Source organism: Streptomyces cinereospinus (assembly GCF_042430725.1).
Classification (GTDB): Bacteria; Actinomycetota; Actinomycetes; order Streptomycetales; family Streptomycetaceae; genus Streptomyces; species Streptomyces cinereospinus.
Genome location: NZ_JBHMCY010000003.1, coordinates 1 through 26,325, shown reverse-complemented (window position 1 = coordinate 26,325; position 26,325 = coordinate 1). Strand labels below are relative to the sequence as shown.

Below are 26,325 nucleotides of genomic sequence, written 5' to 3'. Positions count from 1 at the left end.
CGCCTCGGTCAGCTCCGGCGCCGCCGGCTCCTCGCCCGTGCAGGGGTGCGGCGGCTCCTGCCACGCGCCGAGCTGGACGACCCGAACCCGCCGCCCGCGCCCCCCGCTAGCCGGTGGCCCCCTCCACCCCCAGCACACCGCGCAGCTGGGCCAACCCCCAGTCCAGGTCCTCCTCACCGATGACCAGCGGCGGCGCGATCCGGATCGTCGAACCGTGCGTGTCCTTCACCAGCACACCCCGGTCCATCAGCTTCTCGGACACCTCCCGTCCGGTACCGAACCGGGGATGGACGTCCACCCCCGCCCACAGCCCGCGCCCCCGCACCCGCGTCACCCGTCCCGTGCCCGTCAGCGCCGCCAGCTCCCGGTGCAGACGCCCGCCCAGCTCCGCCGCCCGCGCCTGGTACTCGCCCGACCGCAGCATCGCGATCACCTCCAGCGCCACCGCGCAGGCCAGCGGGTTCCCGCCGAACGTCGACCCGTGCTCCCCGGGCCGGAACACCCCGAGCACCGCCGCCGACGACACCACCGCCGACACCGGCACGATCCCCCCGCCCAGCGCCTTGCCCAGCACATACGCGTCCGGCACCACGCCCTCGTGCTCGCACGCGAACGTCCGCCCCGTCCGGCCCAGCCCCGACTGGATCTCGTCCGCCACGAACAGCACGTTCCGCTCCCGGGTCAGCTCCCGCACCGCCGGCAGATAGCCGGCCGGCGGCACGATCACCCCCGACTCGCCCTGGATCGGCTCCAGCAGCACGGCGACCGTGTTCTCGGTCAGCGCCGCCCGCATCGCCGTCAGGTCCCCGTACGGCACGATCTCGAAGCCCGGCGTGTAGGGACCGTAGTCCGCCCGTGCCTCCGGATCGGTGGAGAAGCTGATGATCGTCGTCGTACGGCCGTGGAAGTTGCCCGAGGCCACCACGATCTTCGCCATCTCCGCGGGCACGCCCTTGACCCGGTAGCCCCACTTCCGGGCCGTCTTCACCGCGGCCTCCACCGCCTCCGCGCCCGTGTTCATCGGCAGCACCATCTCCATGCCGCACAGCTCCGCCAGCTGCGTGCAGAACGCCGCGAACCGGTCGTGGTGGAAGGCCCGCGACGTCAGCGTCACCCGCTCCAGCTGCGCCTTCGCCGCCTCGATCAACCGCCGGTTTCCGTGCCCGAAGTTGAGCGCCGAATAACCGGCCAGCAGGTCGAGATAGCGCCGGCCCTCCACATCCGTCATCCACGCCCCGTCGGCCGAGGCGACGACCACCGGCAGCGGGTGGTAGGTGTGCGCGCTGTGCGCTTCGGCTTCGGCGATGAGGCTTTCCGTAGCGGTCACGGCAACTCCCGAACATGAGGCTGGGCCCCCTTCTTATCGTCGCTCGCATGGTGGACTCGGGACCCGGACCGTCCGGCGCGCCCGGTAGGCTGACCGGCGGGCCGTGACTGGCGCGCTGGGATGGGACCGACCATCGGGGAGCGGCCTTGTGCTGAGCGAGTGCCGTGCGCCTGGGCCGAACCGTGAACCGTGACCGTCCATGCCACGCCGCCCGGAGGCCGAGATGTCAGAGCAGCCCCTCTCCACCGAGTCCACCGCCTTCCGTTCCGCTCTCGACGTGATCCGCGCCGTCGAGCCGCGTGTCGCCGACGCCATCGGCCAGGAGGTCGCCGACCAGCGCGAGATGCTCAAGCTGATCGCCTCCGAGAACTACGCCTCCCCGGCCACCCTCCTGGCGATGGGCAACTGGTTCAGCGACAAGTACGCCGAGGGCACCGTCGGCCGCCGCTTCTACGCCGGCTGCCGCAACGTCGACACCGTCGAGTCGCTGGCCGCCGAGCACGCGCGGGAACTCTTCGGCGCCCGCCACGCCTACGTCCAGCCGCACTCCGGCATCGACGCCAACCTCGTCGCCTTCTGGGCCGTCCTCGCCGACCGCGTCGAGGCCCCCTACCTGGAGAAGACCGGCGTCCGCCAGGTCAACGACCTCTCCGAGGCCGACTGGGCCGAGCTGCGCCGGGCCTTCGGCAACCAGCGCATGCTCGGCATGTCCCTGGACGCCGGCGGCCACCTCACCCACGGCTTCCGCCCGAACATCTCCGGCAAGATGTTCGACCAGCGCTCCTACGGCACCGACCCCGCCACCGGCCTGCTCGACTACGAGACCCTGCGCGCCACCGCCCGCGAGTTCAAGCCGCTGATCATCGTCGCCGGCTACTCGGCCTACCCCCGGCTCGTGAACTTCCGGATCATGCGCGAGATCGCCGACGAGGTCGGCGCCACGCTCATGGTCGACATGGCGCACTTCGCGGGCCTCGTCGCCGGCAAGGTCCTCACCGGCGACTTCGACCCGGTGCCGCACGCCCAGATCGTCACCACCACGACCCACAAGTCGCTGCGCGGCCCGCGCGGCGGCATGGTCCTGTGCGACGACTCCCTCAAGGACCAGGTCGACCGCGGCTGCCCGATGGTCCTCGGCGGCCCGCTGCCGCACGTCATGGCCGCCAAGGCCGTCGCCCTCGCCGAGGCCCGGCAGCCCGCCTTCCAGGACTACGCCCAGCGCATCGTCGACAACTCCCGCGCGCTGGCCGAGGGACTGACGCGGCGCGGCGCCACCCTGGTCACCGGCGGCACCGACAACCACCTCAACCTGATCGACGTCGCCTCCTCCTACGGCCTCACCGGCCGCCAGGCCGAGGCCGCGCTCCTGGAGTCCGGCATCGTCACCAACCGCAACGCCATCCCGTCCGACCCCAACGGCGCCTGGTACACCTCCGGCATCCGCGTCGGCACCCCCGCCCTGACCACCCGCGGCCTGGGCACCGCCGAGATGGACGAGGTCGCCGGCCTCATCGACCGCGTGCTGACCACCACGGAGCCCGGCACCACCAGCAAGGGCACGCCGTCGAAGGCCCAGCACATCCTCGACCCGAAGGTCGCGGACGAGATCTCCCACCGGGCCACCGACCTCGTCTCCGGCTTCCCGCTCTACCCGGAGGTCGACCTCGGCTGACCCGGCCCCCGCGGGGCGCATCGGCCGCTCACCGGTCGATGAGCTCCTGCCGCGGCTCCTCGCGCGGCGGTCCGGCCCCCGGCCGGCCCGCCGCGTGGCGTCTCGGCACGGAACCGCCCGCGCCCCGAGGGCCGGCCCCCCGGCCGGCCCCGGTACCGCCCAGGTCCAGCCGCCCCCGTCGCGCGCCGAGGCCGGCGGGGGCCGGGCGGCGAGGGCGGGCCGGCTGTCGAGGCCGACCATCGGGGCCGCCGGAGTCGGCGGCCGGCGAGCGTGCGCCGACGCGCCCGCCGTGCGCACTGTGTTCCTCGTCTCATCGGCGACGATCGACAGCAGCCACGGCGTGAACGCCGAGCCGTCCCTGAACCCGCCCGGCGCGCGGTACGCCTTGACGAACGCCTGCCGCACCACGTCCGCCGCGTCCGCACCGGCCCCGAGTGCCGCGGCCGCCCGCAGGGCGGTGTCCGTGCGGGCGGCGGTGTCCGTGCGGGCCCGCACCGGCTCCGCGTACGCCTCCGGCTCCCCGGCGCGTTCGCGTGCGGTCACCGCGGCCTCATCGACGATGCGGCCCCCCTCCCGCGTCCTCGCACTCTCGTCGCACCGCGGCGGGCGATTCGGTTCCCGGCTGTTCCCGATCAGTTCCGGAGCGGTCCCCGGGCTCTGAGAGAATGGTGAGCATGGCCACTGACCGACCCCGCGTGCTCTCCGGAATCCAGCCCACCGCAGGCTCGTTCCACCTCGGCAACTACCTCGGCGCCGTCCGCCAGTGGGTGGCTCTGCAGGAGACCCACGACGCGTTCTACATGGTCGTCGACCTGCACGCGATCACGGTCCCGCAGGACCCCGCGGACCTGCGCGCCAACACCCGGCTCGCCGCCGCCCAGCTGCTCGCGGCCGGACTCGACCCCGAGCGCTGCACGCTGTTCGTCCAGAGCCACGTCCCCGAGCACGCCCAGCTCGCCTGGATCATGAACTGCCTGACCGGCTTCGGTGAGGCGTCGCGCATGACCCAGTTCAAGGACAAGTCCGCCAAGCAGGGCGCGGACCGTGCCTCGGTCGGCCTGTTCACGTACCCGATCCTCCAGGTCGCGGACATCCTCCTGTACCAGGCCAACGAGGTCCCGGTCGGTGAGGACCAGCGCCAGCACATCGAGCTCACCCGCGACCTCGCCGAGCGCTTCAACGGCCGGTTCGGCCAGACGTTCACGCTTCCGAAGCCGTACATCCTCAAGGAGACGGCGAAGATCTACGACCTCCAGGACCCGGCGATCAAGATGAGCAAGTCGGCGTCCACGCCGAAGGGCCTGATCAACCTGCTGGACGAGCCCAGGGCCACGGCGAAGAAGGTCAAGAGCGCGGTCACCGACACGGACACCGTCATCCGCTTCGACCCCGCGACCAAGCCGGGCGTCAGCAACCTCCTGTCCATCTACGCGACGCTCACCGGGGCGGGCCTCGCGGAACTGGAGGAGAGGTACGCCGGCAAGGGCTACGGCGCGCTCAAGACGGACCTCGCCGAGGTCATGGTCGAGTTCGTGACGCCGTTCCGGGAGCGGACCAACCAGTACCTGGACGACCCGGAGACGCTGGACTCGATCCTGGCCAAGGGCGCGGAGAAGGCGCGCGCCGTCGCCGCGGAGACACTGGCGCAGGCCTACGACAGGGTGGGCTTCCTGCCGGCCAAGCACTGAGCCGGACCGTACGCCCGTACCCCCGGGTCGCACACCCGCACCCCCGGGCCGTACGCCCATACCCCGTACAGCGCTGCACATCACTACGGCTGCGCCTGCCCACGGCGCGGCCGGAGCCGTACAGTCGATAGCCGGACGGCCGCGACCACGGCCACCCGTGCCCGCATGAGACCCGTATCCGACACGACGACAGGAGATGATGTGGGGACCGTAACGATCGGTGTGTCGATCGCGGTCCCGGAGCCGCACGGCAGCACGCTCCAGCAGCGACGCGCGGGCTTCGGCGACGCCGCGGCCCACGGCATCCCCACGCATGTCACCCTGCTGCCGCCGACGGAGGTCGACGACGCGGTACTGCCCGCGATCGAGACGCACCTCGCCGAGGTCGCCGCCGCCGGGCGCCCGTTCGTGATGCGGCTGTCCGGCACCGGGACCTTCCGGCCGCTGTCGCCGGTGGTGTACGTCCAGGTCGTCGAGGGCGCCGAGGCCTGCGCCTGGCTGCAGAAGCAGGTCCGGGACGCCTCCGGCCCGGTGGCACGGGAACTGCAGTTCCCCTACCACCCGCATGTCACGGTCGCCCACGGCATCGACGAGGCCGCCATGGACCGCGCCTTCGAGGAACTCGCCGACTACGAGGCCGACTGGACCTGCACCGGCTTCGCCCTCTACGAGCAGGGCGCCGACGGCGTGTGGCGCAGGCTCCGGGACTTCGTGTTCGGCGGCACGGTGGTGCCGCCGCAGACGGGGCGCGCGGGCCGCGCGGGGCGGGGCAGCATCCCGAGCCGTTAGCGTCCGGACGGCGACCTGGGCGGGGCCCCTACGGCGCCCTGGACCGGCAGGCGCCGCAGCGCCGCGCCCGGGAGGTGCCGCAGCGCCGCCGTCGCCAGGCGGAGCGACCCGGGCACCCAGACCGTCTCCGAGCGGCGGCACAGGCCCAGTTCGACGGCTGTGGCGACCGCTTCGGGGGCGGTGGCCCAGGGGTCTCCGTGAGGCCGGCGCCCTCGTCCAGCCGCTGTGCCCCACCATCAGCCACAACTGCCTCGGCTTCACCGCCCGGCGTGCCGACTCCGTCTCCGGCGCGGGAATCGGCGGGGCACCGGCCACGATCCCGCGGTTCCGGGGCACAAGGACAGGGGTGTTCGGCATCGACCGCGCGGCCGGCGGCCGCGGCGGCCGGGTCCACGGTGAAGCGGAGGGCAGGCTCGAATCATGGACTGGCTGAAAAAGCTTCCTGTCATCGGCCCACCGGCCGCACGGCTGATGCTCACGCACGCGTGGCGGTCGTACGAGCGGCTGGACCGGGTGAAGTGGACCCGTCTGGCCGCCGCGATGACGTTCACCAGCTTCGTCGCGCTCTTCCCGCTGCTCACCGTGAGCGCCGCGATCACCGCCGCCACGCTCAGCACCGAGCAGCAGAAGGAGATCCAGGACAAGATCGCCGAGCAGATCCCCGGCATCTCCGACCAGCTGGACATCGCCTCCCTGGTGGACAACGCCGGCACCGTCGGGGTCATCGCCGGCGCGCTGCTGCTCCTGACCGGCATCGGCTGGGTCGGCTCCACGCGCGACTGCCTGCGGGCGGTGTGGGAGCTGCCGGACGAGGAGGACAACCCCGTGCTGCACAAGGCCAAGGACGCGGGCATCCTGCTGGGGCTCGGCGGCGCGCTGCTCGTCACCCTCGCCGCGTCCACGGTCGCCTCCGCGGCGGTCGGCTGGACCGCCCGCCAGTGGGGGCTCGACGAGCGCGGCTGGGGGAGCCTGCTGCTGCGCGTCGCGGCGTTCGGGGTCGCCGTGCTCGCCGCCTTCCTGCTCCTGCTGTACGTCCTCACGCTGCTGCCCGGCGTCGAGCCGTCCCGGCGGCGGCTGGTGGTGGGCGCGCTGATCGGCGCGGTCGGCTTCGAGCTGCTGAAGCTGCTGCTCAGCGGCTATATGCAGGGCGTGGCCGCGAAGAGCATGTACGGCGCGTTCGGCGTCCCCGTCGCCCTGCTGCTGTGGATCAACCTCACCTCGAAGCTGGTGCTGTTCTGCGCGGCCTGGACGGCGACGCCGAGCAAGGAGGCCGAACGGGCGCGGGCCGACGGGGACGGCGTACCGGACGTGGCGGCGGCCGGCACGGGCTGACCACCGACCCCGCGACCCGTCAGGCGGTCACTTCCGGCGCCGCACCAGGTCGGGCAGCGGCCACCGCCGCTTCACCAGGAACGCCCCGCCCGCGAGCAGCGCCAGCAGACCGGCCGTGATGCCGAGGGCGGTCCCCATGCCGCCGGAGCCGCTCGGGGTCGTGGCGCTCGCCACGGGCCTGGTCGAGTCCCCGCCGGCCCCCGCGCCGCCGCCGGCCTCGCCGGACCCCCCGGCGGCGTTCGCCTCGCCGGAGGCGGTGGCGCCCGGCCGGGCGCCGGCCGCGCCCCTGGGCGGCACCAGCTCGCCCACCGGCTCGACCTTCCCGGCCGCCTTGAAGCCCCAGTCGAACAGCTGCGCGGTCTCCTTGTAGACCTCGTTGTGCGCGTCCTTCTGCGGGTTCATCACGGTGACGAGCAGCACCTTGCCGCCCTGCTCGGCGACGCCGGTGAAGGTGGCGCCCGCGTTCGTGGTGTTGCCGTTCTTGACGCCCGCGATGCCCTGGTACTGGGAGAGGCCCGAGTCGCCGGTCAGCAGCCGGTTGGTGTTCTGGATCTCGAAGGGCTCGCGGACCGCCTCGCCCTTGTCGTTCCTCGTCGTGGCGCCCGGGAACTTCGCGGTCACCGTGGAGCAGTACTCGCGGAAGTCCTTCTTCTGCAGCCCGGAGCGGGCGATCAGCGTCAGGTCGTACGCCGAGGAGACCTGCCCGGCGGCGTCGTAGCCGTCGGGGCTGACCACGTGCGTGTCGAGGGCCTGGAGCTCCTCGGCGTGCCGGTTCATCTCCTCGACGGTGTTCTGAACGCCCTGGTTCATCGCGGACAGCACGTGCACGGCGTCGTTGCCGGAGCGCAGGAAGACCCCGAGCCACAGGTCGTGGACGGTGTACGTCTCGTTCTCCTTTATGCCGACCATGCTGGAGCCGGCGCCGATCCCCGCCAGGTCCGAGGGGGCCACCTTGCGGGTCCTCGTCTTGGGGAACTTCGGCAGCAGCGTGTCGGCGAACAGCATCTTCAGGGTGCTCGCCGGGGCCAGCCGCCAGTGCGCGTTGTGCGCGGCGAGCACCTCGCCGGACTCGGCGTCGGCGATGATCCACGACCGCGCGGTGACGTCCTTGGGCAGCACCGGAACGCCGCTCGCCAGGTTCACCTGCGTACCCGGACGGCCGAGCCGGGTGCCGCCCACGGTCGACATGTTCGCCGGGGGAGCGACCGTCGGGCTCGGCGAGGAACTGGGCGAAGAGCTGGGCGAAGAGCTCGGCGTGGGGCGGGGCGCCGCGAAGGCGGCGGGGGCGGTCAGGGAAACGGACACAAGGGTCGCCGAAGCGATCAGCAGGGACCGCCGAGCGGTCTTCTTGGGTGCGGGCACGAGCGAGAACGTACATGTACGGCCTTGTGAAGTCCCGTCACCCTCCCTGCCCCGGCGCACGAACCGGACACCGGACGGCGATACTGAACGCATGAGACTCAGCCGCCCGATCTCCTGGTTCCTGCTCGCCTTCGGGGTGTGGAGCTGGGTCATCTGGGTCACTTTCATCAACAACCTGATCAAGGACAGCAGCGGGCTGGCGTTCGAGGACGGTCAGCCGACGGCGTACTTCTGGGTGCACCTGCTGCTCGCCGTCGTCTCCCTCGTATTGGGGACGGTCATCGGGGTCATCGGGTTGCGCGGACTGCGCGCACTGCGCCCCAAGTCATAGCCCCTCGCACCCCCGGCCAAGGAGAGAACAACGGCATGGTGATCGTCCTTCTGCTCGTCGTGGTGAGCGTCCTCGTGGCGGCGAACTGGTATCTGTGGCGCCGCCTGTTCCGCGACACGACCCGGGGCCCGGGCGTGCCGCGCCGCGCGGGCGCGGTGCTGATCGGGGGCGGCTGGGTGGTCGCGATCGGCGCCCTGATGGCCGAACGCGCCGGCGCGCCCTTCTGGCTCCAGCAGACCCTGGCCTGGCCGGGCCTCCTCTGGCTCGCGCTCTCGGTCTACCTGCTGCTCGGGGTCGTCGCGGGCGAGGTGGTGCGCCCCGTGCTCCGGCGGGTCCTCGAACGCCGGGACGCGCGCACGCGGGTACCGGCCGCCGCCGGCGTACCGCGGCCGGAGCCGATACCGGCGGGAGCACCGCCCAGGGAGACCGTCCCGGCCGGTGCGTCCGTCGAGTCCGCCGCGACGGGCCCCTCCAGCGAGGCGGACTCGACGGTTGCGTCCAACGAGGCCGTCTCCACGGTCGCGTCCGGTGGGGCCGCAGCCACCGAGGCCCCGGGGGAGGCCGGTCCCGCCGGGGAACGGCAGCCCGCACCCCGGCCCGCCCCCTCCCGCCGCCTGTTCGTCTCCCGGGTCGTCGCGGGCGCCGCCGCCGCGGCGGCCGTCGGCACCGTGGGCGCCGGCACGTACGGCGTCCTCAACGGTCCCGGCGTCCGGCGCGTGACCGTCCCGCTGGCCAAGCTCCCGCGCGCGGGACACGGCTTCCGGATCGCGGTGGTCAGCGACATCCACCTGAGCCCGGTGCTCGGCCGGGGCTTCGCCCAGAAGGTCGTGGACACCATCAACGGCACGCAGCCCGACCTGATCGCGGTCGTCGGCGACCTGGTCGACGGCAGCGTGAAGGACCTGGGCCCCGCCGCCGCGCCCCTGGCGCAGCTGAGCGCCCGGCACGGCACGTACTTCGTCACCGGCAACCACGAGTACTTCTCCGGCGCCGAGCAGTGGGTCGAGCAGGTGCGGCGGCTGGGCATGCGCCCGCTGGAGAACGCGCGGACGGAGCTGCCCTGGTTCGACCTGGCCGGCGTCAACGACATCGCGGGCGAGAGCGAGGGGCAGGGCCCCGACTTCGCCAGGGCGCTCGGCGACCGGGACACCGCGCGTGCGTGCGTGCTCCTCGCCCACCAGCCGGTGCAGATCCACGAGGCCGTCGAGCACGCCGTGGACCTCCAGCTCTCCGGTCACACCCACGGCGGCCAGCTGTGGCCCGGCAACCTCCTCGCGGAGGCCGCCAACCCGACCGTCGCGGGCCTGGAACGCTACGGCGACACCCAGCTGTACGTCAGCCGCGGCGCCGGAGCCTGGGGACCGCCCACGCGCGTGGGCGCCCCCTCCGACATCACGGTGATCGAGCTGGCGGCACTCCGGGCTTAGGCAGGACTCCCCGCCGCCCGGCCGGCCCCCGCGACCACCGCGGGAGCACGGAACTCGTCCCTCGGAAACAGATATATCCGCGCGGTTTTACGGCGCCGCCCCGCTTCCCGGTGGAAACGCCGGAAAGGGGCGGCCGTGGAAATCCCGCGCAGCCGATTTCTCGTGAACAGCGCGTGAAACCCCCCGGAGGCGATCGACCGGCGAGTTCGCCCCCTTCTCAACGAAGTCGCCTTCCCCGCGGGAAACACCCGTGATGAAGTGAACCGTGCCATGAGGAAGCGGCATGTGGGGGCCTTGGGGAGGGCGCCGATGCGATCGGTTCGCTTGCGGATTGTCGCGGTATCGCTGGTGCTGGCGGCGACGGGCGTCGCGGGCCGGCAGTTGTGGCCGGCGCGGGGGGAGGCGGACCGGCCCGTCACCGTGGGGACGACGGACGCGGTCACCTCGCTCGACCCGGCCGGAGCCTACGACGCGGGCTCCTGGGCGCTGTTCAGCAACGTCTTCCAGTCACTGCTGACCTTCGCGCCGGGCAGAGCCGAGCCCGAGCCCGACGCCGCCGGTGACTGCGACTTCACGGGTTCCGACCTGCGGACGTACCGCTGCCGGCTGCGTGAGGAACTGACCTTTCCCAGTGGGCGGTACATGACCGCCGAGGACGTGAAGTTCTCGTTCGACCGGGTGAAACGGATCAATTCCCGGACCGGACCCGCATCCCTGTTCGACACTCTGGAGTCGGTGGCGGCACACGGCTCCACCGTCACCTTCCATCTGTCGGACTCCGACGCGACCTTCCCGTTCAAGGTGGCCACCGGCGCCGGCTCCATCGTCGACCGCACCGCGTACCCGGCGGACGCCCTGCGCGAGGACGGCGCGGTGGACGGCACCGGCCCGTACACCCTCACCGCGTACACGGCGAACGAAAAGGCGACTCTCGCCCCCAATCCCGCCTATCGGGGAGCCGTCGACGGCACCGGACAGCCCGTCACACTCCGCTACTACGCCGATTCCGAGGCGCTGGAGAAGGCCTGGCGGACCGGCACCGTCGACGTGGCCACCCGGCGACTGCCCCCCGACCTGCTCGCCGGCCTCTCCCCGAGCGACCCGGGGCTGCGTGTCTTCGAGTCCGACAGCTTCGAGACCCGCAACCTCCACCTCAACGTCCGGGCCGGCTCGCCCCTGCACGACCCCGGCGTCCGGCAGGCCGTGAGCCGGCTGATCGACCGGGACCGGCTCGCCGCCACGGTGCACCAAGGGACCGTCGACCCGCTGTACTCGCTGATCCCGGCCGGCCTCACGGGCCACACCACGTCCTTCTTCGACAACTACCCGGCCCGGGACGCGCGCACGGCGCGTGCGCAGCTCGTCCGGGCCGGCGTCACCCTCCCGGTCCCCCTCACCTACGGCTACCGCGCGGGCCCCGGCGCCGGGGCCGAGGAGGCCGCCGAGATCCGGCGGCAACTGGAGGAGGGCGGACTGTTCGAGGTGACCGTCCAGGGCTACGAGTGGACCGACTTCCAGCGGCAGTGGGCGTCCGGCCGGCTCGACCTGTACGCCGTCGGCTGGATCGCCGACTACCCGGATCCGGACACCTTCGCCGCCCCGCTCGTCGGCAGCGGCTCCCCCCTGCGCACCGGGTACGCCAGCCGGGACGTCGACCGGCTCATCCTGGCCGGCCGCCGGCACGCCGACCGCGGCCGCGCCGCCGACGACCTGCGCGCCCTGCAGGAGACCGTCGCCCGCGACGTGCCGCTCATCCCGCTGTGGCAGCGCAAGGAGTACGTCGTCACCGACGAGGCCGTCGGCGGCGGACCGTACCTCACCGACGGGACCGGGGTGTTCCGCCTCTGGCGGCTCACCTGGATCTGACGCCCCGTCCGCCGCACGGCGGCGGACCGACGTGAACCCGCGGCACCCGGCCACCGCGGGGGATCGGCCCAAGTGACGCCGGACAGCGCGTGGACACCGCACCATGTGTCGAAGGTGTGCGTGTGATGAGGAGCGAACGTGGTGAGACGCTGCGCCTTCCGGCTGCCCCGGCACCCGGCTTCCGTCGGCCTCGCCCGGCGCCGGGTCCGGGACCACCTGACCGACTGGGGCCACGGCCCCGGCGCCCCGTCGGTGGCCGACGCCGTGCTGCTGGTGTCCGAGCTCGCCACCAACGTCGTACGCCACGCACCGCGCACCGCGACCGAGTTCGAGGTGGCGGTGACCGCGCTGGCGGACGGCTCCTGCCTGCTGGAGGTCTCCGACGAGGACCGCCGCGCGCCCCGCCTGCGGGCGGTCGACGACGTCGAGGAGGCCGGCCGGGGCCTGCACCTGGTGGAGCACGTGGCCGCGGCGTGGGGCGTGTGGAGCCGCAGCGGCGGCAAGACGGTGTGGGCGCTGCTGACCACCGAGGCCCGAGGTCCTCTCTGACGGCCGCCGCAAGCCCGGCGACGCCCGGGGCGTCGGAGAGCACGCGCCCGACGCCGCCGGGCCGCACTCCGAGCGGCGAGGGCCGTCGCCGGACGGGACCCGGCGCTACGCCGGCACCGGCGCCCGCGCCGGCAGCGTCACCGTCACCGCGAGCCCCTCGCCCGGCGCCGTACGCACCCCCACCTCGCCCCCGTGCGCCTGGACCACGCCCTGCACGATCGCCATCCCCAGCCCGCTGCCCGCGCCGCCGCCCGCGCGGAAGAAGCGGTCGAAGACCCGGGCCGCGTCCTCCGCGTCCAGTCCGGGCCCGTCGTCGGCCACGTACAGCCGGACCACGCCGTCCTCCGCCCGTTCCACCCCGCACCGCACCGGCACGTCGGCGGGCGTGTGGACGCGCACGTTGGTGAGGAGGTTGCCGAGGACCTGGCGCAACCCGGACTCGTCGGCGTGCACCAGCACCGAGCCGTCGGCGCGGACGCGGACCGGCCGCTCCGGCTGCTGCACCCGCAGGTCCTCGGCGGCCTCGCGCACCAGGCGGCTGACGTCCACCGGGCGGAAGCGCAGTTCGGGCTGCTGGTCGAGGCGGGCCAGGGTGAGCAGTTCGTCCACCAGCCGGCCCATCCGGTCGGCCTCCGCGAGCACCCGCTCCCAGGCCCGTCGGCGGTCGGCCGGGTCGCGCAGCATGCCCTTGTCGTAGAGCTGGAGGTAGCCGCGTATCGCGGACAGCGGGGTGCGCAGCTCGTGCGAGGCGTCGGCGACGAACCGGCGCAACTGGGCCGCGCTGTGCTGGGCTGCTCGGCATGCGGGTGCTCAGCCGCCGGCAGCGGCACCGGCTGGCCCACGCGGGACCGGAGCCGGAGGAGGCGGGCGGACCGGCGGCGCGCTGGTCGTGGTACGTGCAGAGGCGCCCGCGCGCGGTCGCGGCGCTCGCGCTCGCGGTCATGGTGGTGCTGTCCCTGCCCGTCCTGTCCATCCGGCTGGGCGCCACCGACCAGGGCAACCACCAGGACACGACGACCACCCGGCAGGCGTACGACCTGCTCGCCGAGGGCTTCGGGCCCGGCTCCAACGGCCCACTCCAGGTGGTGGTCGACGGCCCGGCCCCCGACGCGCTGGTCTCGCGCATCGAGTCGGCCGAGGGCGTCGCCCAGGTGGCGGCCCTGCCGCCCGTGAACGACGTCACGGTGATCCAGGTGGTGCCGGCCACCTCACCGCAGTCCGAGGAGACGGACCGGCTGATCGACGTGCTGCGCGACGAGGTGATCCCGGCCTCGGGCGCCGAGGCGCACGTGGGAGGCGTGACGGCGGTCTTCAAGGACTTCGCGTCGGTGACCGGCGACCGGCTGCCGTACTTCATCGCGACGATCATCGCGCTGGGCTTCCTGCTGCTGCTGGTGGCGTTCCGCTCGCTGGTGGTCCCGCTCACGGCGGCGGTGATGAACCTGATCGCGGCGGCCGCGTCGTTCGGCGTGCTGGTGGCGGTCTTCCAGTGGGGCTGGGGCACCGAACTGCTCGGCATCGGCAAGGAGGGACCGATCACGGCGTTCCTGCCGGTGATCATGCTGTCCCTGCTGTTCGGCCTGTCGATGGACTACCAGGTGTTCCTGGTGAGCCGGATGCACGAGGAGTGGGTGCACACCAAGGACAACGCGCGCGCGGTGCGCGTCGGCCTCGCGGAGACCGGCCGCGTCATCAACTGCGCCGCCCTGATCATGATCTGCGTCTTCTCCGCCTTCGTGCTCAGCGGTGACATGGAGGGCGCGATGGCGGGCATCGGCCTGGCGGCGGCGGTCGCGCTGGACGCGTTCGTCCTCCGTACGGCGCTGGTGCCGGCCGCGATGCACCTGCTGGGCAGGGCCAACTGGTGGCTGCCGGCCGGCCTGGAGAGGCGGCTGCCGCATCTGGCGGTGGAGCCGAGGGAGGAGGCGGCGGCGCCGGTGCCCGCGCAGGGCCCCGCCTCGGTGGTCCACGGATTCGTCCGCACGCCGGACGGCGAGCCGGTGGCGGGGGCGGCGGTGACGCTGCTGTCGCCCGGTGGCCGGCAGCTCGACCGGGTGACGTCCCTGGCGGACGGCTCCTACATCGTCGCGGTACCGGCGCCGGGCACGTACCTGCTGGCGACGGCCGCCGGGGCGCACGCCTCGCGCGCGGGGCACGTGGAGGTCGGCGAGGGGCCGCTGGCGTACGACGTGGAGCTGGCCGAGGGGGAGCTGGACGCGGTCACATGACCCCGGCCTGACCGGGTTCCGGTCCTCCTGGCCGGCCCCCGGCTCCGTCCTGACCGGCCCCGGCCGCGGCGGGCGGGGCCGGCCGGGACGGGTGGATCAGGTGCCCGGCCCCCGGTCGTCCGGCCCGCTCCGCGCGCCCGGATCCGGCAGCGTCCCGGTCATCCCCGGCAGGAAGTCCGTGAACAGCTCGTGCACCTCCAGCACCAGCGGCCGCAGCACCCGGAAGCGGGCCAGGGAGACGCCCCGCGCGGTGAGCCGCGCGCCGCGTTCGGCCAGGCGGTAGCTGCGCTCCCGCCCCTCCGTGCGGTCGAAGATCCAGTGCAGGACGAGACCCATCTGGGACAGCCACATCAGTTCGGGCAGGACGTCCCGGAGTTCGGCCGGCACCTTGGTCCGGGACCCCGAGAGCACCTCCCGGTGGACGCTGATCGCCTCCCCGCGCGCGTGCTCCGACTCCGGGGAGAACGGGCTGAGCGGGCTGTCGGGGTCGGCGGCGTTCTTGAAGAACTGCACCGCGAACTCGTGGTAGGGCGTCGCCACGTCCAGCCACGCCTTCAGCACGCCCGCGAGCCGCGCCTGGAGGTCGGTCTCCCGCTCCAGCACCTCCCGGACCGCCGCCCGGTGGTCGGCGGCGACCCGGTCGTAGAAGCCCTGGATCAGGTGTTCCTTGCCGGCGAAGTAGTAGTGGGCGTTGCCGACGGAGACCGGCCTCCCGGGCGATGGCCCGCATGGTGGTCCGGTCGTACCCGCGCTCCCGGAACAGCCGCATCGCCGTCTCCAGGATCAGCGCGCGGGTCTGCTCGGACTTGGTCGGCGCACCACCGTCCTCGGCGGGGCGGTCACTGGGCCTGTCGTTTGAACGCGTTCAAGACGATGGCGGGGGGTGCCTCGGGGCGGCCGGTGTCAGGGTCTTCGGCCCAGCTCCGGCCGCTTGCTGTAGTCCGTGAAGCCGACGACGTTCCCCCAGGGGTCGGCGATCTCCACCGCCCACCCCGTGATCACCGGTGAGGGGTCGTCCAGCAGGGGGATCCCGGCGGCGGTCAGCGCCCCGGCCGCCGCCCGCGCGTCCGGCACCTCCACCCACACCCGCGGGGACGGCCACGGCGGCGGCCGGTACCCGAACTCCTCCTCCTCGCGCAGCAGCAGTCCGGGCGTCTCACCCCCGACCCTCAGCAGCGCGATCCCGGCCTCGTCGAGCCGGAACCCCGTCGTGAAGCCGGCCCTCTCGTAGAAGCCCACGGCCTCGCCGAGGTCCCCGACGGGAAACAGCACGTTGTCGAAACCGAGCAGCTCGTACGACTCGTCATCTGACATACCGTCAGCGTAGGGCGGCGATCGCCCGAACCCCGGCATTGCCCGGGGCGGCCCGTACGGTCGTCGGCGGGGCGGTGCCCGCCTCGGACACCCCCGGGAGAACGCGCCAGGGCCCCGCCTCCGGTGTGTCACCGGAAAACGGGGCCCTGGCGCGGTGGTGCGGAAGGGACTCAGAAGCGGCGCGTGATCAGCGCCCGCTTCACCTCCTGGATCGCCTTGGTGACCTCGATACCGCGCGGGCAGGCGTCCGTGCAGTTGAACGTCGTGCGGCAGCGCCACACGCCGTCGCGGTCGTTGAGGATCTCTAGGCGCTGCTCACCGGCCTCGTCACGCGAGTCGAAGATGAACCGGTGGGCGTTGACGATCGCCGCCGGGCCGAAGTACTGGCCGTCGTTCCAGAACACCGGGCACGAGGACGTGCACGCCGCGCAGAGGATGCACTTCGTGGTGTCGTCGAAGCGCTCGCGGTCCTCGGCGGACTGCAACCGCTCGCGCGTCGGCTCGTTGGTGTCCTTCGTGATCAGGAAGGGCATCACGTCCCGGTACGCCTGGAAGAACGGCTCCATGTCCACGACCAGGTCCTTCAGGACCGTCAGGCCCTTGATGGGCTCGACCGTGATCGGCTTCTCGGGGTTGATGTCCTTGATCAGCGTCTTGCAGGCGAGGCGGTTCTTGCCGTTGATCCGCATGGCGTCCGAGCCGCAGATGCCGTGCGCGCAGGAGCGGCGGAACGTCAGGGTGCCGTCCAGATCCCACTTGATCTTGTGCAGGCCGTCGAGGACGCGCTCCTTGGGGTCGATCTCCAGCGGGAAGTCTTCCCAGGCCGCCTCCGCCGAGACCTCCGGGTTGAACCGGCGGATCCGGAAGGTGACGGTGATGTACGGGGAGGCCGCGGACCCCGAGCCAGGGGTCTCGGCCTTGTCCAGAACGGGGGTAGCCATCAGTACTTACGCTCCATCGGCTGGTAGCGGGTCTGGACGACCGGCTTGTAGTCGAGACGGACGGTTTCGGACCCGTCGGCGCCGACCTCGCGGTACGCCATGGTGTGGCGCATGAAGTTGACGTCGTCGCGGTTGGGGTAGTCCTCGCGGTAGTGGCCGCCGCGGGACTCCTTGCGGGCCAGCGCGGAGACCGCCATGACCTCCGCCAGGTCGAGCAGGTTGCCCAGCTCGATGGCCTCCAGCAGGTCCGTGTTGAACCGCTTGCCCTTGTCCTGGATCGCCACGTTCCGGTACCGCTCGCGCAGCTCGGCGATCTTCTCGACCGCCGTCTTGATCGTCTGCTCGGTGCGGAACACCATGACGTTCGCGTCCATGGTCTCCTGCAGCTCACGCCGCAGGATGGCCACCCGCTCGTTGCCCGTGGAGGTCCGCAGCCGCTCGATCTGCGCCACGACGAGGGACTCCGGGTCGTCCGGCAGCTCGACGAAGGACGCCTTCTGCGCGTACTCCGCCGCCGCGATGCCCGCCCGCTTGCCGAACACGTTGATGTCCAGCAGCGAGTTGGTGCCCAGGCGGTTGGCGCCGTGCACGGACACGCAGGCGACCTCGCCGGCGGCGTACAGGCCCGGCACGACGGTGGTGTTGTCCGACAGGACCTCGCCCTCGACGTTGGTGGGGATGCCGCCCATGGCGTAGTGCGCGGTCGGCTGGATCGGGATCGGGTCCGTGTACGGCTCGATGCCGAGGTAGGTGCGCGCGAACTCGGTGATGTCCGGGAGCTTGGCGTCCAGCTGCTCCGGCGGCAGGTGGGTGAGGTCCAGGTAGACGTGGTCGCCCTCGGGACCGCAGCCGCGCCCCTCGCGGATCTCGGTGTAGATGGAGCGGGACACGACGTCGCGGGACGCCAGGTCCTTCATGACCGGCGCGTACTTCTCCATGAAGCGCTCGCCGTCCTTGTTGCGCAGGATGCCGCCCTCACCGCGGGCGCCCTCCGTGAGCAGGATGCCCATGCGCCAGATGCCGGTCGGGTGGAACTGGAAGAACTCCATGTCCTCCAGCGGCAGACCCCGGCGGTAGACCGCGGCCTGGCCGTCACCGGTCAGCGTGTGCGCGTTCGACGTCACCTTGAAGAACTTGCCGCAGCCGCCGGACGCGTAGATCACGGCCTTGGCCTGGAAGATGTGGATCTCCCCGGTCGCCAGCTCGTACGCCACCACGCCGGCCGAGTGCTTGATGCCGTCGACCTCGGTGATCAGCTGGTCCAGGACGTAGAACTCGTTGAAGAACTCCACGCCCTCCTTGACGCAGTTCTGGTACAGCGTCTGGAGGATCATGTGGCCGGTGCGGTCGGCCGCGTAGCAGGAGCGGCGGACCGGGGCCTCGCCGTGGTTGCGGCTGTGCCCGCCGAAGCGGCGCTGGTCGATCGTGCCGTTCGGGGTGCGGTTGAACGGCAGGCCCATCTTCTCCAGGTCGAGGACCGAGTCGATGGCCTCCTTCGCGAGGATCTCGGCGGCGTCCTGGTCGACCAGGTAGTCACCGCCCTTGACCGTGTCGAAGGTGTGCCACTCCCAGTTGTCCTCCTCCACGTTGGCCAGCGCGGCGGCCATGCCGCCCTGCGCGGCGCCCGTGTGGGAGCGGGTGGGGTAGAGCTTGGTCAGCACGGCGGTGCGGCTGCGCTTGGTCGCCTCGATGGCGGCGCGCATGCCCGCGCCACCGGCGCCGACGATGACGGTGTCGTACTTGTGGATCTTCATCAGGAGTACCTCAGCCCCGTGCCTAGCGGATGTTCGGGTCGAAGGTGAAGATCACCAGCGTGCCCAGCAGGATGGTGAACACCGTGGCGGTGTACAGCAGGCCCTTCAGCCACAGGCGCGTGTTCGCGCGCTCCGCGTAGTCGTTGATGATGGTGCGCAGGCCGTTGGCGCCGTGCAGCATCGCCAGCCACAGCATCAGCAGGTCCCAGACCTGCCAGAACGGGGACGCCCAGCGGCCGGCCACGAAGGCGAAGCCGATCTTGGAGACGCCGCCGTCCAGCACGAGCTGGATCAGCAGGTGGCCGATGACCAGGACGACCAGCACGATGCCGGACAGCCGCATGAAGAGCCAGGCGGCCATCTCGAAGTTGCCGCGGGTGGTCCGCGGGGTCTTCTTGGTGCGCTTGCGCGGCGGCTCGATGAGCGGCGCGGGGTTGTCGACCGTGTAGAGGGCGGCGCCCTCGACGGGGCCGATACCGGAAGCGGTCTTCTCAGTCGTGGACATGATCGTCAGCTCCCGAAGACTTCACGAGCGGCGTGGCCGAGGACGGGGTAGATCGCCCCCAGCATCAGCACGAGCCAGACGGCCATGACGGTCCAGAGCATCTGCTTCTGGTAGCGCGGGCCCTTCGACCAGAAGTCGACGGCGATGACGCGCAGGCCGTTGAGCGCGTGGAAGAGGATGGCGGCGACGAGGCCGTACTCCAGCACGGCGACGAGCGGCGTCTTGTAGGTGGCCACGACCTCGTCGTACGCCTCGGGGGAGACGCGGACGAGCGCGGTGTCCAGCACATGTACGAACAGGAAGAAGAAGATGAGGACGCCGGTGACTCGGTGAGCCACCCAGGACCACATTCCTTCCCGGCCGCGGTACAGCGTTCCAGCCGGCACGGAAGAACCCTCCGGGAGCGGGGACTGGGGCCTGCCGGCTTCGGCGTCGGACGGGCCCGGCCGGGTACGGTCCACCGGCCCCCAGCATCGTAGCCACGTGCTGCCGCTCGGATGAGCCGGGGTCTGCCGGTGTGATCAAAGTGGCACGCGGATGGGTGAGGATTGCGGGCTTCTGGGATGGAGTGTCCGGTTCACTGGGCGGACCCGGCGCCGTTTGCGCTGGTCGTGCGGTTCCCCGCGCCTCGGAGGAGACCCGCCAGCCGGGCCCGTGCGAGGCGGCGCAGTTCCTCTGCGACGATCGCCCGCTCCTCCTCCGGATCGTTCGCCAATCGTGACCGGACGGCGGCCAGCAGGCGGTCGGGGACCTCGTCCGGGGGGACGCCGTGCACGCAGATGACGAACACGTGCCCGAAGCGGGCCTCGTACGCCGCGTGCGCCGCGCTCAGTGCGGTGCGGGCCGCCGCGTACGCGTCCTCGGGCAGCCCGGGCAGGGACTCCGCGGCCAGCGCCTCCGCCAGGTCGCCCGCCGTCAGGTCGTAGGCGGCCTCGTCGGAGGCGGCGAGCAGGGCGTCCGGGTCGGGGTAGGGGCGGTGCGCCGTGAGGCGGTGCGCCCAGCGGAGGCTGTGCAGGCAGGACAGCAGGGACTGCCGGAGCTCGTCGGCGGGAGCGGTGTTGAAGTGCGCCAGGGGGGACGGCAGGTCACGGAGCTGAGCCGGCACGGCGACCCGGCCGGGGAGGTCTGGGAGACGGTGCGCGGGCAGCGTGGGTCCTCGTGGGCGTCACGTGTGTCGGCAGGGGATCATGTGAGGGATGTGCCGTCAGGCTATCGATAGTGGTCACGGCATGTCCGAGAGATGCTCGAACTTCACCCGGACGGAGAGTTTGAGGACGCGTGGTGGACGCCAGGGATCGTAGGTTGGCGGGGTGAGCCAGCACAGGCGCCGGGCACCGGCGCGGAGCGTGAGGCGCAGGCGGTGGCTGATGACGACGGTCGCCACCGCGGTGGTGCTCGTCGGGCTGAGCCTGGGACTGTGGGCCGGCGGCGACGGCGCCGGACCGGCCGGTACGGCGGCCCGCGCGCCGGACGGCAGCTCGGCGGCGGCCGCGCCGAGCCCCACTCCGGCCCCCACCCGCTCCTACCCCGTGTCCACGGCGCCGCGCACCATCCCGGCCGTCCGCGACCACTCCCCGGCGCGCGGCCCCGGCTGGCGCCCCGAGCGGGGGCAGCGCGTCGTGGTGAGCGACGCCGGCCTGGCCGACGAGGGGCGGCTGCTCGCCGGCGAGCTGGGGCTGAGCTACGCGGGACAGCGGGGGGACACCCGGGCGGGGGACGTGCGGCTGGCGCTGAGCGGGGCGCGGGGCGCGGACCAGGAGTCGTACACCATGACCGTGCGCGAGGGGCGGGTCGGCATCAGCGCGGCCGGTGAGGCGGGGGTCTTCTACGGGACCCGCACGCTGAAGCAGGCGGTGCGCGACGGCGGCGCGGCGCCCGAGGGCATCGTGCGGGACGGGCCCGCCAAGCAGCGGCGCGGGCTGATGCTGGACATCGCCCGCAAGCACTTCACGGCCGACTGGATCGAGGCCCGGGTGCGGGAGCTGGGCGATCTGAAGTTCAACGAGCTGGGGCTGCACTTCTCCGACGACCAGGGGTTCCGCATCCAGTCGGACACGCACCCCGAGATCGTCTCGCGGCAGCATCTGACCAAGGCGGAGGTCCGGCGGATCGTCCGGCTGGCCCGGAGCCGGCACATCACGGTCGTGCCGGAGATCGACTCGCCGGGGCATCTCGGAGCGGTGATCGCCGCCCACCCCGACCTGCAACTGCGCGACGCGCAGGGGGTCGCGGCCGCCGGCGCCGTCGACATCTCCGACCCCGCGGCCGCCAGGATCGTCGACGAGCTGCTCGACGAGTACGCCGGGCTCTTCCCCGGCGGCCGGTGGCACCTCGGCGGCGACGAGTACCGGGCCCTGACGGCGTCCGACCCGGAGGCCTCCTACCCGCAGCTCGCGGCCGCCGCGCGCACGGCGTACGGCTCCGGCGGCACCGTCGCCGACCTCGCCACCGGCTGGCTCAACGACCGCGCCGCCACGGTCCGCGCCCACGACCGCACCCCGCGCGCGTGGAACGACGGCTTCTACACCGGTACGTCCGTGCGGCCCGACCGGGACATCGAGGTCGCGTACTGGACGGGCAAGGAGATCGGCGCGCGGCAGCCGGCGGAGTACCTGAGCGCCGGGCGCGAGGTCCTCAACTACAACGACGAGTTCCTCTACTACGTCCTCGGGCAGCCGCAGACGTTCGTCTACCCGACGGGGCAGCGGATCTACGAGCAGTGGACGCCCCGGGTGCTGCGCGGGACCGCGCCGGTCGCGGCCCGCTACGACGGGCAGATACTCGGCGGTTCCTTCGCCGTCTGGTGCGACCTGGCGAACACCCAGACGCAGGAGCAGGTGGCGGCGGGGATCCGGATGCCGCTGCGGGCCACCGTCCAGAAGCTGTGGGACGCGGACGAGCCGGACCTGTCCTGGACGGGGTTCCGCCGACTGGCGGACCGCCTGGGATAGGGGGTGTCTCCCTGGAGGGCGGTTGGCCGAAAACCGTTTCTCCCTGTTCCTTCACCCACCCGCCGCCCCGCCGGTGTGACAGTACGGCAGGATGGCGCGCAGTAAGGGGAAGTGCGGGCTCCGTAACGGTTGGCGCCCCGGGACGGGAGGCGTGCATGAGCCTGGTGGAACTGATCGCGCAGGCCGACGAACGAGGGCTGACCGTCAGTGCGCTGGCTTGTTTGGATCGGTGCGTGCCCCTGCTGGGCGGTGACGACGAGGTGCTGCGGCCGCTGTGGGCGAACCTCACGGACAGCGGCGACGCCGGGGAGTGGGGCGCCCTGCTGGACGCGGTGCGCGGGCAGCTGGGCGTGGCGGACGTGGTGGCCGCGGAGGACGTCGAGGACGAGGCCGCGCTGCTGGTCCGGCGGATGCTGGCCGCCGCCCCCGCCGTGCGGTCCGCCGCCGAGGCGCGGGTCTGGGCCGACGGCTGCTCGGTGGCGTCCTTGCAGGTCCACCGGCTGCTCGACCCCGCGGAGGACGGCACCGCCCCGGTCGACACCCGGCGTGAGGGCGGCGCCGAGGACATGTCCCCGCTCGTCGCCGCCGAGCTGCGCCGCCAGGTCACCGTCCTGGAACTCCTCACCGGGCACGGCACGACGGGCCTGCGGCGCGCCCTGGAGGTCTCCACGCAGGGACGGCGGGTGCTGCGCGCGGTGGTGTCCCGCCGGGCCCGGCACGCCTGAGCCGCCCCCGCCCGGCCCGGGTGCCGGGCGGCCGTACGGCAGAGGACAGGCGTGAACGCGGCGCCGCGCAAGGATCCTGTGACCGTCCTGGGGGAGTGGTGGGGCGGTCCTGCGCCGGTTGCGGGCAGCGGCCCGGAACGCGTGACGAATCGCGGCCGCGGTGCGCTGCTCCCAGTGTGACGACCCAGACTGTGACGACGACTCAGGCGGGGACGACCCCCGGGAACAGGCCCTCGGCCGCGGCGAAGCCGGTGCGGTGGGCGGCGGACGTGGTGGCGACCCTGCGGGAGGGGGCGCGGCTGCGGCTCGACTACTCCGAGCAGTCCCTGTGGCGGGCCGACCGGATGATCGAGGAGCTGCGCCGGGAGCAGACGCCGTACGCCGCCGTGGAGCACGTGCTGCGCGGGCTCGGCGCGTACGCCGGCGAGGTGATGGCCCGCCACGTCGGGGCCGAGTGGTGGGCGAGCGGCGGTGACCACTGGGTCCGCACCCCGGACGGCCGCCTCTGGGACCCCATCGACGAGGCCCGCCGGTGCTTCGCCGGCGAGGGCTCGCTGCGGCTGCTGTGCCGGGACGCGACGCGGCCGGCGTGACGCGGCGCCCGTGTGACGGCTGTGACACTTCTGTGCGGGCCGACGCTGATGACCTCGGGGGGTGACGGCACCGCAGGAACGTGCCGCACCGGGGACATCGCTACGACCCGTACGAACGAGGACGGTCTTGGGCCAGGGAGGGGAACCCCGGCGCGTACAGGCGTACGACGGGGAAGTGGGCGCGGCGGTCGCGCGGGCCCAGGACGGTGACGAGGCGGCGTTCGCGGTCGTGTACCGGCTCGTGCAGCCACGGCTGCTCGGGTACCTGCGGGGGCTGGTCGGCGAGGACGCGGAGGACGTGGCGTCCGACGCGTGGCTGGAGATCGCCCGGGACCTCGGCCGGTTCCGCGGGGACGGCGCCGGTTTCCGCGGCTGGACGGCGACCATCGCCCGGCACCGGGCGCTGGACCACCTGCGCCGGCGCCGGGCACGGCCGCAGCCGACGGCGCTCGAGGCGGACGTACTGGCGCTGCCCGCCGCGCACGACACGCACGAGCAGGCCCTGGAGTCGATCTCCACCGAGTACGCCCTGGCCCTGGTCCGCGGCCTGCCGCGCGATCAGGCGGAGGCGGTGCTGCTGCGCGTCGTGGTCGGGCTGGACGGCCCCGCCGCCGCCCGGGTCCTCGGCAAGCGGCCCGGGGCGGTGCGCACCGCCGCCCACCGGGGGCTGCGGCAGCTCGCCCGGCGGCTGGGCGGTACGGGTGTGACGGATGACGGCTCCGGGACGCTGGGTGAGTCGACATGAACGACGGCGGCGGCAGTCCCGCGGACCGGCGGACGGGGCCCGCGCCGGTCCGGCCGGGCGGCGCGTGGAGGAACAGGAACGGACATGGGTGAAGGGCCAGACGGCGGAGGAGCCTTCGGCCGCCGGCGTGCGCACCCGCACGGTGCCGTGCCCGGGCCCGGTGAGCCCGGCACGCGGTTCGAGGCGCTGCTCGGCGCGGCCCTGCGTGACGGCGGCGTCGACGCGGCGGCCGAGCAGCGGGCCGTGGCCGCGTTCGTGGCGGCCCGCGAGGCGGGGGCGCACCGGGCGCGCACCCGGCGCCCGGACGACTGGCGCCCCCGGCGGCGGCCCCCGGCGCGCACGGTGCGCACCACGCTCGCCGTGCTGCTCGCGAGCCTCACCGCGGGCGGCGTCGCGGTGGCGACGATCGGTGCGCCGGGCCCGTCCGGCCCGCCGTCCGCGACCGCTTCGCCCTCCTCGGGCCAGGCCGGTCGCGAGGACCGGCCGACCGCGCCGCAGGCGGGGAGCGGCTCCGCCGCCCCGGCCCCGTCCCGCACCGCGCTCCCGGCGCCGGACCGACCCGCCACCGCCCGGGACACCGAGGCGCACTGCCGCGCCTACGGACAGGTCGCCGGCAGCGGCAGGTCGCCGGACGCCACGGCCTGGCAGCGGCTGGCCGCCGCCGCGGGCGGCGCGGCGCACGTCGAGGCGTACTTCGCCGAGCTGCTGACGCGGGCCGGCGCCGAGGAGAGCCCCGCCGCCGCGGGCGGTGCCGCCGCGGGCGGCCCCGCCGCCCGGCGCGGCCCCGGCGCCGAGGAGAGCCCCGCCGCCGCGGGCGGCCGGCCCGACGACGACCCCGGCCGGGCCGAGGAGCGGAGCAGGAAGAAGTAGGCAGAGGAAGCAGGCGGCGCAGAGGAAGCAGGCGGCGCGGTGGAAGAGGCAGCGCAGAGAGAGCAGGCGGCGCAGAGAAAGCAGGCGGCGCAGAGGAAGAAGCAAGCCGCTTCGCCGCCAAGGCAACGGCCGGGGCCGCCACCCCCCACAGGAGAGGCCCCGGCCGTCGCGCGGCACGGGCCGCGCGGCGGCCCGTATCTCCTACAGCGCCGTGCGCGCGTTTTCTGTCACACCCCCGCGCGTCACGAGTCGGTTGCAACCCCGGCCGACATGGACGGCGAGCGGTTTCAAGACGTAACGTGCCTTTCGCGCCGGAGTGCGGAGGCGGGCATATCACCGCGACCACAGCGGTCCTGGCACCGCGACGACTGATCGAGGAACCAACGGCAAGAACCGGGTCCGCGGGAGCGGAACCGGTCTGGGCGCAAAGAAGGGCGCGCGCGGTGGGGGACGACGCGGAGCTGACGGCCGCGGTGCTCGCGGCACAGGGCGGTGACGAGACCGCGTTCCGGACGGTGTACCGCGCGGTGCACCCGCGGTTGCTCGGCTACGTGCGGACCCTGGTCGGCGACCCCGACGCCGAGGACGTGGCGTCCGAGGCCTGGTTGCAGATAGCCCGGGACCTGGCGCGGTTCGACGGCGACGCGGACCGGTTCCGGGGGTGGGCCGCCCGGATAGCCCGCAACCGCGCGCTGGACCACGTCCGGATGCGCGGGCGACGGCCCGCGATCGGCGGTGACGAGACCGAGCTGACCGGCCGGGCCGCCGACTCCGACACCGCGGGCGAGGCGATCGAGGCCCTGGCCACCGACCGCGCCCTCGCGCTGATCGCCCGGCTGCCGCAGGACCAGGCGGAGGCCGTGGTGCTGCGGGTCGTGGTGGGCCTGGACGCGAAGACCGCCGCCGAGACGCTCGGCAAACGGGCCGGTGCCGTGCGCACCGCGGCGCACCGGGGGCTGAAACGACTCGCCGAGCTGCTCGGCGACCCGGGCGACGATCCGGAATCCGCCGGAGTGCTCGATGCCCTGCCGCCCCAGCGAGAACCGCGCGAGGGCGCGGTGTCGTCCGCGAGTGTGACGCCTGGGCGCACGCGGACGCAGAGGGACATGTGATGGCCGACGAGCAGGACAGCTGGCTGGACCGCGAAACGGCGGAGCGTTTGCTGAGCGGAGAGCCACTGGACGCTGCCGACGACGCCACCCGCGAGCAGGCCGAGCGGCTCGCCCGCGCGCTCGGCGCGCTCGCCGAACCCGCCCCGGCCGGCGACGAACTCCCCGGTGAGGCCGCCGCGCTGGCCGCCTTCCGCGCCGCGCGGGCGGACCGCGACGGCGCGCGCGCCGCCGTCGACGCGCCGGG

At 73.4% G+C, this 26,325-nt stretch carries 22 protein-coding genes, 6 pseudogenes and 1 riboswitch; of the genes and pseudogenes, 16 read left to right on the top strand and 12 right to left on the bottom strand.

The window, feature by feature from the left end; translation table 11 throughout:
- Positions 1–106: 106 nt before the first annotated feature.
- Complete coding sequence (rocD, locus tag ACFF45_RS01980; RefSeq protein ID WP_381341010.1) at positions 107–1,327, bottom strand: ornithine--oxo-acid transaminase; 1,221 nt, start codon at positions 1,325–1,327, stop codon at positions 107–109.
- A 93-nt stretch (positions 1,328–1,420) separates the two neighbouring features.
- Positions 1,421–1,510: riboswitch (ZMP/ZTP riboswitch) on the top strand.
- A gap of 40 nt (positions 1,511–1,550) precedes the next feature.
- Between rocD and ACFF45_RS01975 the strand changes: the two genes are divergently transcribed.
- Positions 1,551–2,999, top strand: coding sequence for a glycine hydroxymethyltransferase (locus ACFF45_RS01975; protein ID WP_381341007.1), 1,449 nt, complete (start codon positions 1,551–1,553; stop codon positions 2,997–2,999).
- 345 nt (positions 3,000–3,344) lie between these two features.
- On the opposite strand, the pseudogene ACFF45_RS01970 reads toward ACFF45_RS01975, so the two are convergent.
- Positions 3,345–3,404 (bottom strand): annotated as a pseudogene (locus ACFF45_RS01970) (hypothetical protein); the annotation flags it as partial.
- 269 nt (positions 3,405–3,673) lie between these two features.
- Here ACFF45_RS01970 and trpS point away from each other — a divergent pair.
- A complete protein-coding gene (gene trpS, locus ACFF45_RS01965) occupies positions 3,674–4,687 on the top strand; it encodes a tryptophan--tRNA ligase (protein ID WP_381341006.1) in 1,014 nt (337 codons plus the stop codon).
- A 201-nt stretch (positions 4,688–4,888) separates the two neighbouring features.
- On the top strand, positions 4,889–5,476 hold the full coding sequence (locus tag ACFF45_RS01960) for a 2'-5' RNA ligase family protein (protein ID WP_381341003.1): 588 nt from the start codon (positions 4,889–4,891) through the stop codon (positions 5,474–5,476).
- Here the strand turns inward: ACFF45_RS01960 and ACFF45_RS01955 are convergent.
- Positions 5,473–5,690: pseudogene (locus ACFF45_RS01955) on the bottom strand (hypothetical protein); the annotation flags it as partial. The gene ACFF45_RS01960 and the pseudogene ACFF45_RS01955 sit on opposite strands and share 4 nt — an antisense overlap.
- Positions 5,691–5,896: 206 nt before the next feature.
- Here ACFF45_RS01955 and ACFF45_RS01950 point away from each other — a divergent pair.
- Positions 5,897–6,808 carry a YihY/virulence factor BrkB family protein gene (locus ACFF45_RS01950; protein ID WP_381341000.1) on the top strand — a complete coding sequence of 304 codons (912 nt, stop codon included), beginning with the start codon at positions 5,897–5,899 and terminating at the stop codon, positions 6,806–6,808.
- A 27-nt stretch (positions 6,809–6,835) separates the two neighbouring features.
- On the opposite strand, the gene ACFF45_RS01945 is transcribed toward ACFF45_RS01950, so the two are convergent.
- Entirely contained in the window at positions 6,836–8,170 is a 1,335-nt protein-coding gene (locus ACFF45_RS01945) for a D-alanyl-D-alanine carboxypeptidase family protein (RefSeq protein WP_381340997.1), read from the bottom strand.
- Positions 8,171–8,261: 91 nt separating this feature from the next.
- Between ACFF45_RS01945 and ACFF45_RS01940 the strand changes: the two genes are divergently transcribed.
- From ACFF45_RS01940 to ACFF45_RS01925, 4 genes are all read left to right on the top strand, one after another.
- Positions 8,262–8,501: an SCO4848 family membrane protein gene (locus tag ACFF45_RS01940; RefSeq protein WP_381340995.1), complete on the top strand. Its 240-nt coding sequence runs from the start codon at positions 8,262–8,264 to the stop codon at positions 8,499–8,501.
- Between the two features lie 35 nt (positions 8,502–8,536).
- On the top strand, positions 8,537–9,928 hold the full coding sequence (locus ACFF45_RS01935; protein ID WP_381340992.1) for a metallophosphoesterase: 1,392 nt from the start codon (positions 8,537–8,539) through the stop codon (positions 9,926–9,928).
- 309 nt (positions 9,929–10,237) lie between these two features.
- The gene (locus tag ACFF45_RS01930; RefSeq protein ID WP_381340989.1) at positions 10,238–11,794 is read left to right on the top strand and encodes an ABC transporter substrate-binding protein; all 1,557 of its coding nucleotides are present in this window, start codon (positions 10,238–10,240) and stop codon (positions 11,792–11,794) included.
- 138 nt (positions 11,795–11,932) lie between these two features.
- Positions 11,933–12,343 (top strand): ATP-binding protein, encoded by a 411-nt coding sequence (locus ACFF45_RS01925; protein WP_381340986.1) that lies wholly within the window; start codon positions 11,933–11,935, stop codon positions 12,341–12,343.
- A 105-nt stretch (positions 12,344–12,448) separates the two neighbouring features.
- Here the strand turns inward: ACFF45_RS01925 and ACFF45_RS01920 are convergent.
- Positions 12,449–13,132 (bottom strand): annotated as a pseudogene (locus ACFF45_RS01920) (sensor histidine kinase); the annotation flags it as partial.
- On the opposite strand from ACFF45_RS01920, the pseudogene ACFF45_RS01915 reads away from it, so the two are divergent.
- Positions 13,120–14,571, top strand: a pseudogene (locus ACFF45_RS01915) (MMPL family transporter); the annotation flags it as partial. The pseudogenes ACFF45_RS01920 and ACFF45_RS01915 overlap by 13 nt on opposite strands.
- 96 nt (positions 14,572–14,667) lie before the next feature.
- Here the strand turns inward: ACFF45_RS01915 and ACFF45_RS01910 are convergent.
- The 7 genes and pseudogenes from ACFF45_RS01910 to ACFF45_RS01880 all read right to left on the bottom strand — a co-directional run bounded on the left by ACFF45_RS01910 (position 14,668) and on the right by ACFF45_RS01880 (position 20,190).
- Positions 14,668–15,340 (bottom strand): annotated as a pseudogene (locus tag ACFF45_RS01910) (TetR/AcrR family transcriptional regulator).
- Positions 15,341–15,474: 134 nt separating this feature from the next.
- A complete protein-coding gene (locus ACFF45_RS01905) occupies positions 15,475–15,885 on the bottom strand; it encodes a VOC family protein (RefSeq protein WP_381340984.1) in 411 nt (136 codons plus the stop codon).
- Between the two features lie 170 nt (positions 15,886–16,055).
- A complete protein-coding gene (locus tag ACFF45_RS01900) occupies positions 16,056–16,826 on the bottom strand; it encodes a succinate dehydrogenase iron-sulfur subunit (protein ID WP_381340981.1) in 771 nt (256 codons plus the stop codon).
- Entirely contained in the window at positions 16,826–18,580 is a 1,755-nt protein-coding gene (gene sdhA, locus ACFF45_RS01895; RefSeq protein ID WP_381340979.1) for a succinate dehydrogenase flavoprotein subunit, read from the bottom strand. Before sdhA ends, ACFF45_RS01900 begins: the two co-directional genes overlap by 1 nt.
- A 22-nt stretch (positions 18,581–18,602) precedes the next feature.
- Positions 18,603–19,085 carry a succinate dehydrogenase hydrophobic membrane anchor subunit gene (locus tag ACFF45_RS01890; protein WP_381340976.1) on the bottom strand — a complete coding sequence of 161 codons (483 nt, stop codon included), beginning with the start codon at positions 19,083–19,085 and terminating at the stop codon, positions 18,603–18,605.
- Positions 19,086–19,090: 5 nt separating this feature from the next.
- Positions 19,091–19,471 carry a succinate dehydrogenase, cytochrome b556 subunit gene (gene sdhC / locus ACFF45_RS01885; protein ID WP_381340974.1) on the bottom strand — a complete coding sequence of 127 codons (381 nt, stop codon included), beginning with the start codon at positions 19,469–19,471 and terminating at the stop codon, positions 19,091–19,093.
- A gap of 191 nt (positions 19,472–19,662) precedes the next feature.
- A complete protein-coding gene (locus ACFF45_RS01880) occupies positions 19,663–20,190 on the bottom strand; it encodes a 2-oxo-4-hydroxy-4-carboxy-5-ureidoimidazoline decarboxylase (protein ID WP_381340972.1) in 528 nt (175 codons plus the stop codon).
- Between the two features lie 262 nt (positions 20,191–20,452).
- Between ACFF45_RS01880 and ACFF45_RS01875 the strand changes: the two genes are divergently transcribed.
- From ACFF45_RS01875 to ACFF45_RS01845, 7 genes and pseudogenes are all read left to right on the top strand, one after another.
- Entirely contained in the window at positions 20,453–22,036 is a 1,584-nt protein-coding gene (locus tag ACFF45_RS01875; protein WP_381340969.1) for a beta-N-acetylhexosaminidase, read from the top strand.
- A 155-nt stretch (positions 22,037–22,191) separates the two neighbouring features.
- Complete coding sequence (locus ACFF45_RS01870) at positions 22,192–22,761, top strand: hypothetical protein (protein WP_381340966.1); 570 nt, start codon at positions 22,192–22,194, stop codon at positions 22,759–22,761.
- Between the two features lie 191 nt (positions 22,762–22,952).
- Positions 22,953–23,354 (top strand): hypothetical protein, encoded by a 402-nt coding sequence (locus ACFF45_RS01865; RefSeq protein ID WP_381340963.1) that lies wholly within the window; start codon positions 22,953–22,955, stop codon positions 23,352–23,354.
- Positions 23,355–23,481: 127 nt separating this feature from the next.
- Positions 23,482–24,099 (top strand): RNA polymerase sigma factor, encoded by a 618-nt coding sequence (locus ACFF45_RS01860; RefSeq protein WP_381340960.1) that lies wholly within the window; start codon positions 23,482–23,484, stop codon positions 24,097–24,099.
- An 84-nt stretch (positions 24,100–24,183) separates the two neighbouring features.
- The gene (locus ACFF45_RS01855; RefSeq protein ID WP_381340958.1) at positions 24,184–24,969 is read left to right on the top strand and encodes a hypothetical protein; all 786 of its coding nucleotides are present in this window, start codon (positions 24,184–24,186) and stop codon (positions 24,967–24,969) included.
- A 443-nt stretch (positions 24,970–25,412) separates the two neighbouring features.
- The gene (locus tag ACFF45_RS01850; protein ID WP_381340956.1) at positions 25,413–26,081 is read left to right on the top strand and encodes an RNA polymerase sigma factor; all 669 of its coding nucleotides are present in this window, start codon (positions 25,413–25,415) and stop codon (positions 26,079–26,081) included.
- Positions 26,081–26,325, top strand: a pseudogene (locus tag ACFF45_RS01845) (hypothetical protein); the annotation flags it as partial. The gene ACFF45_RS01850 and the pseudogene ACFF45_RS01845, both read left to right, overlap by 1 nt.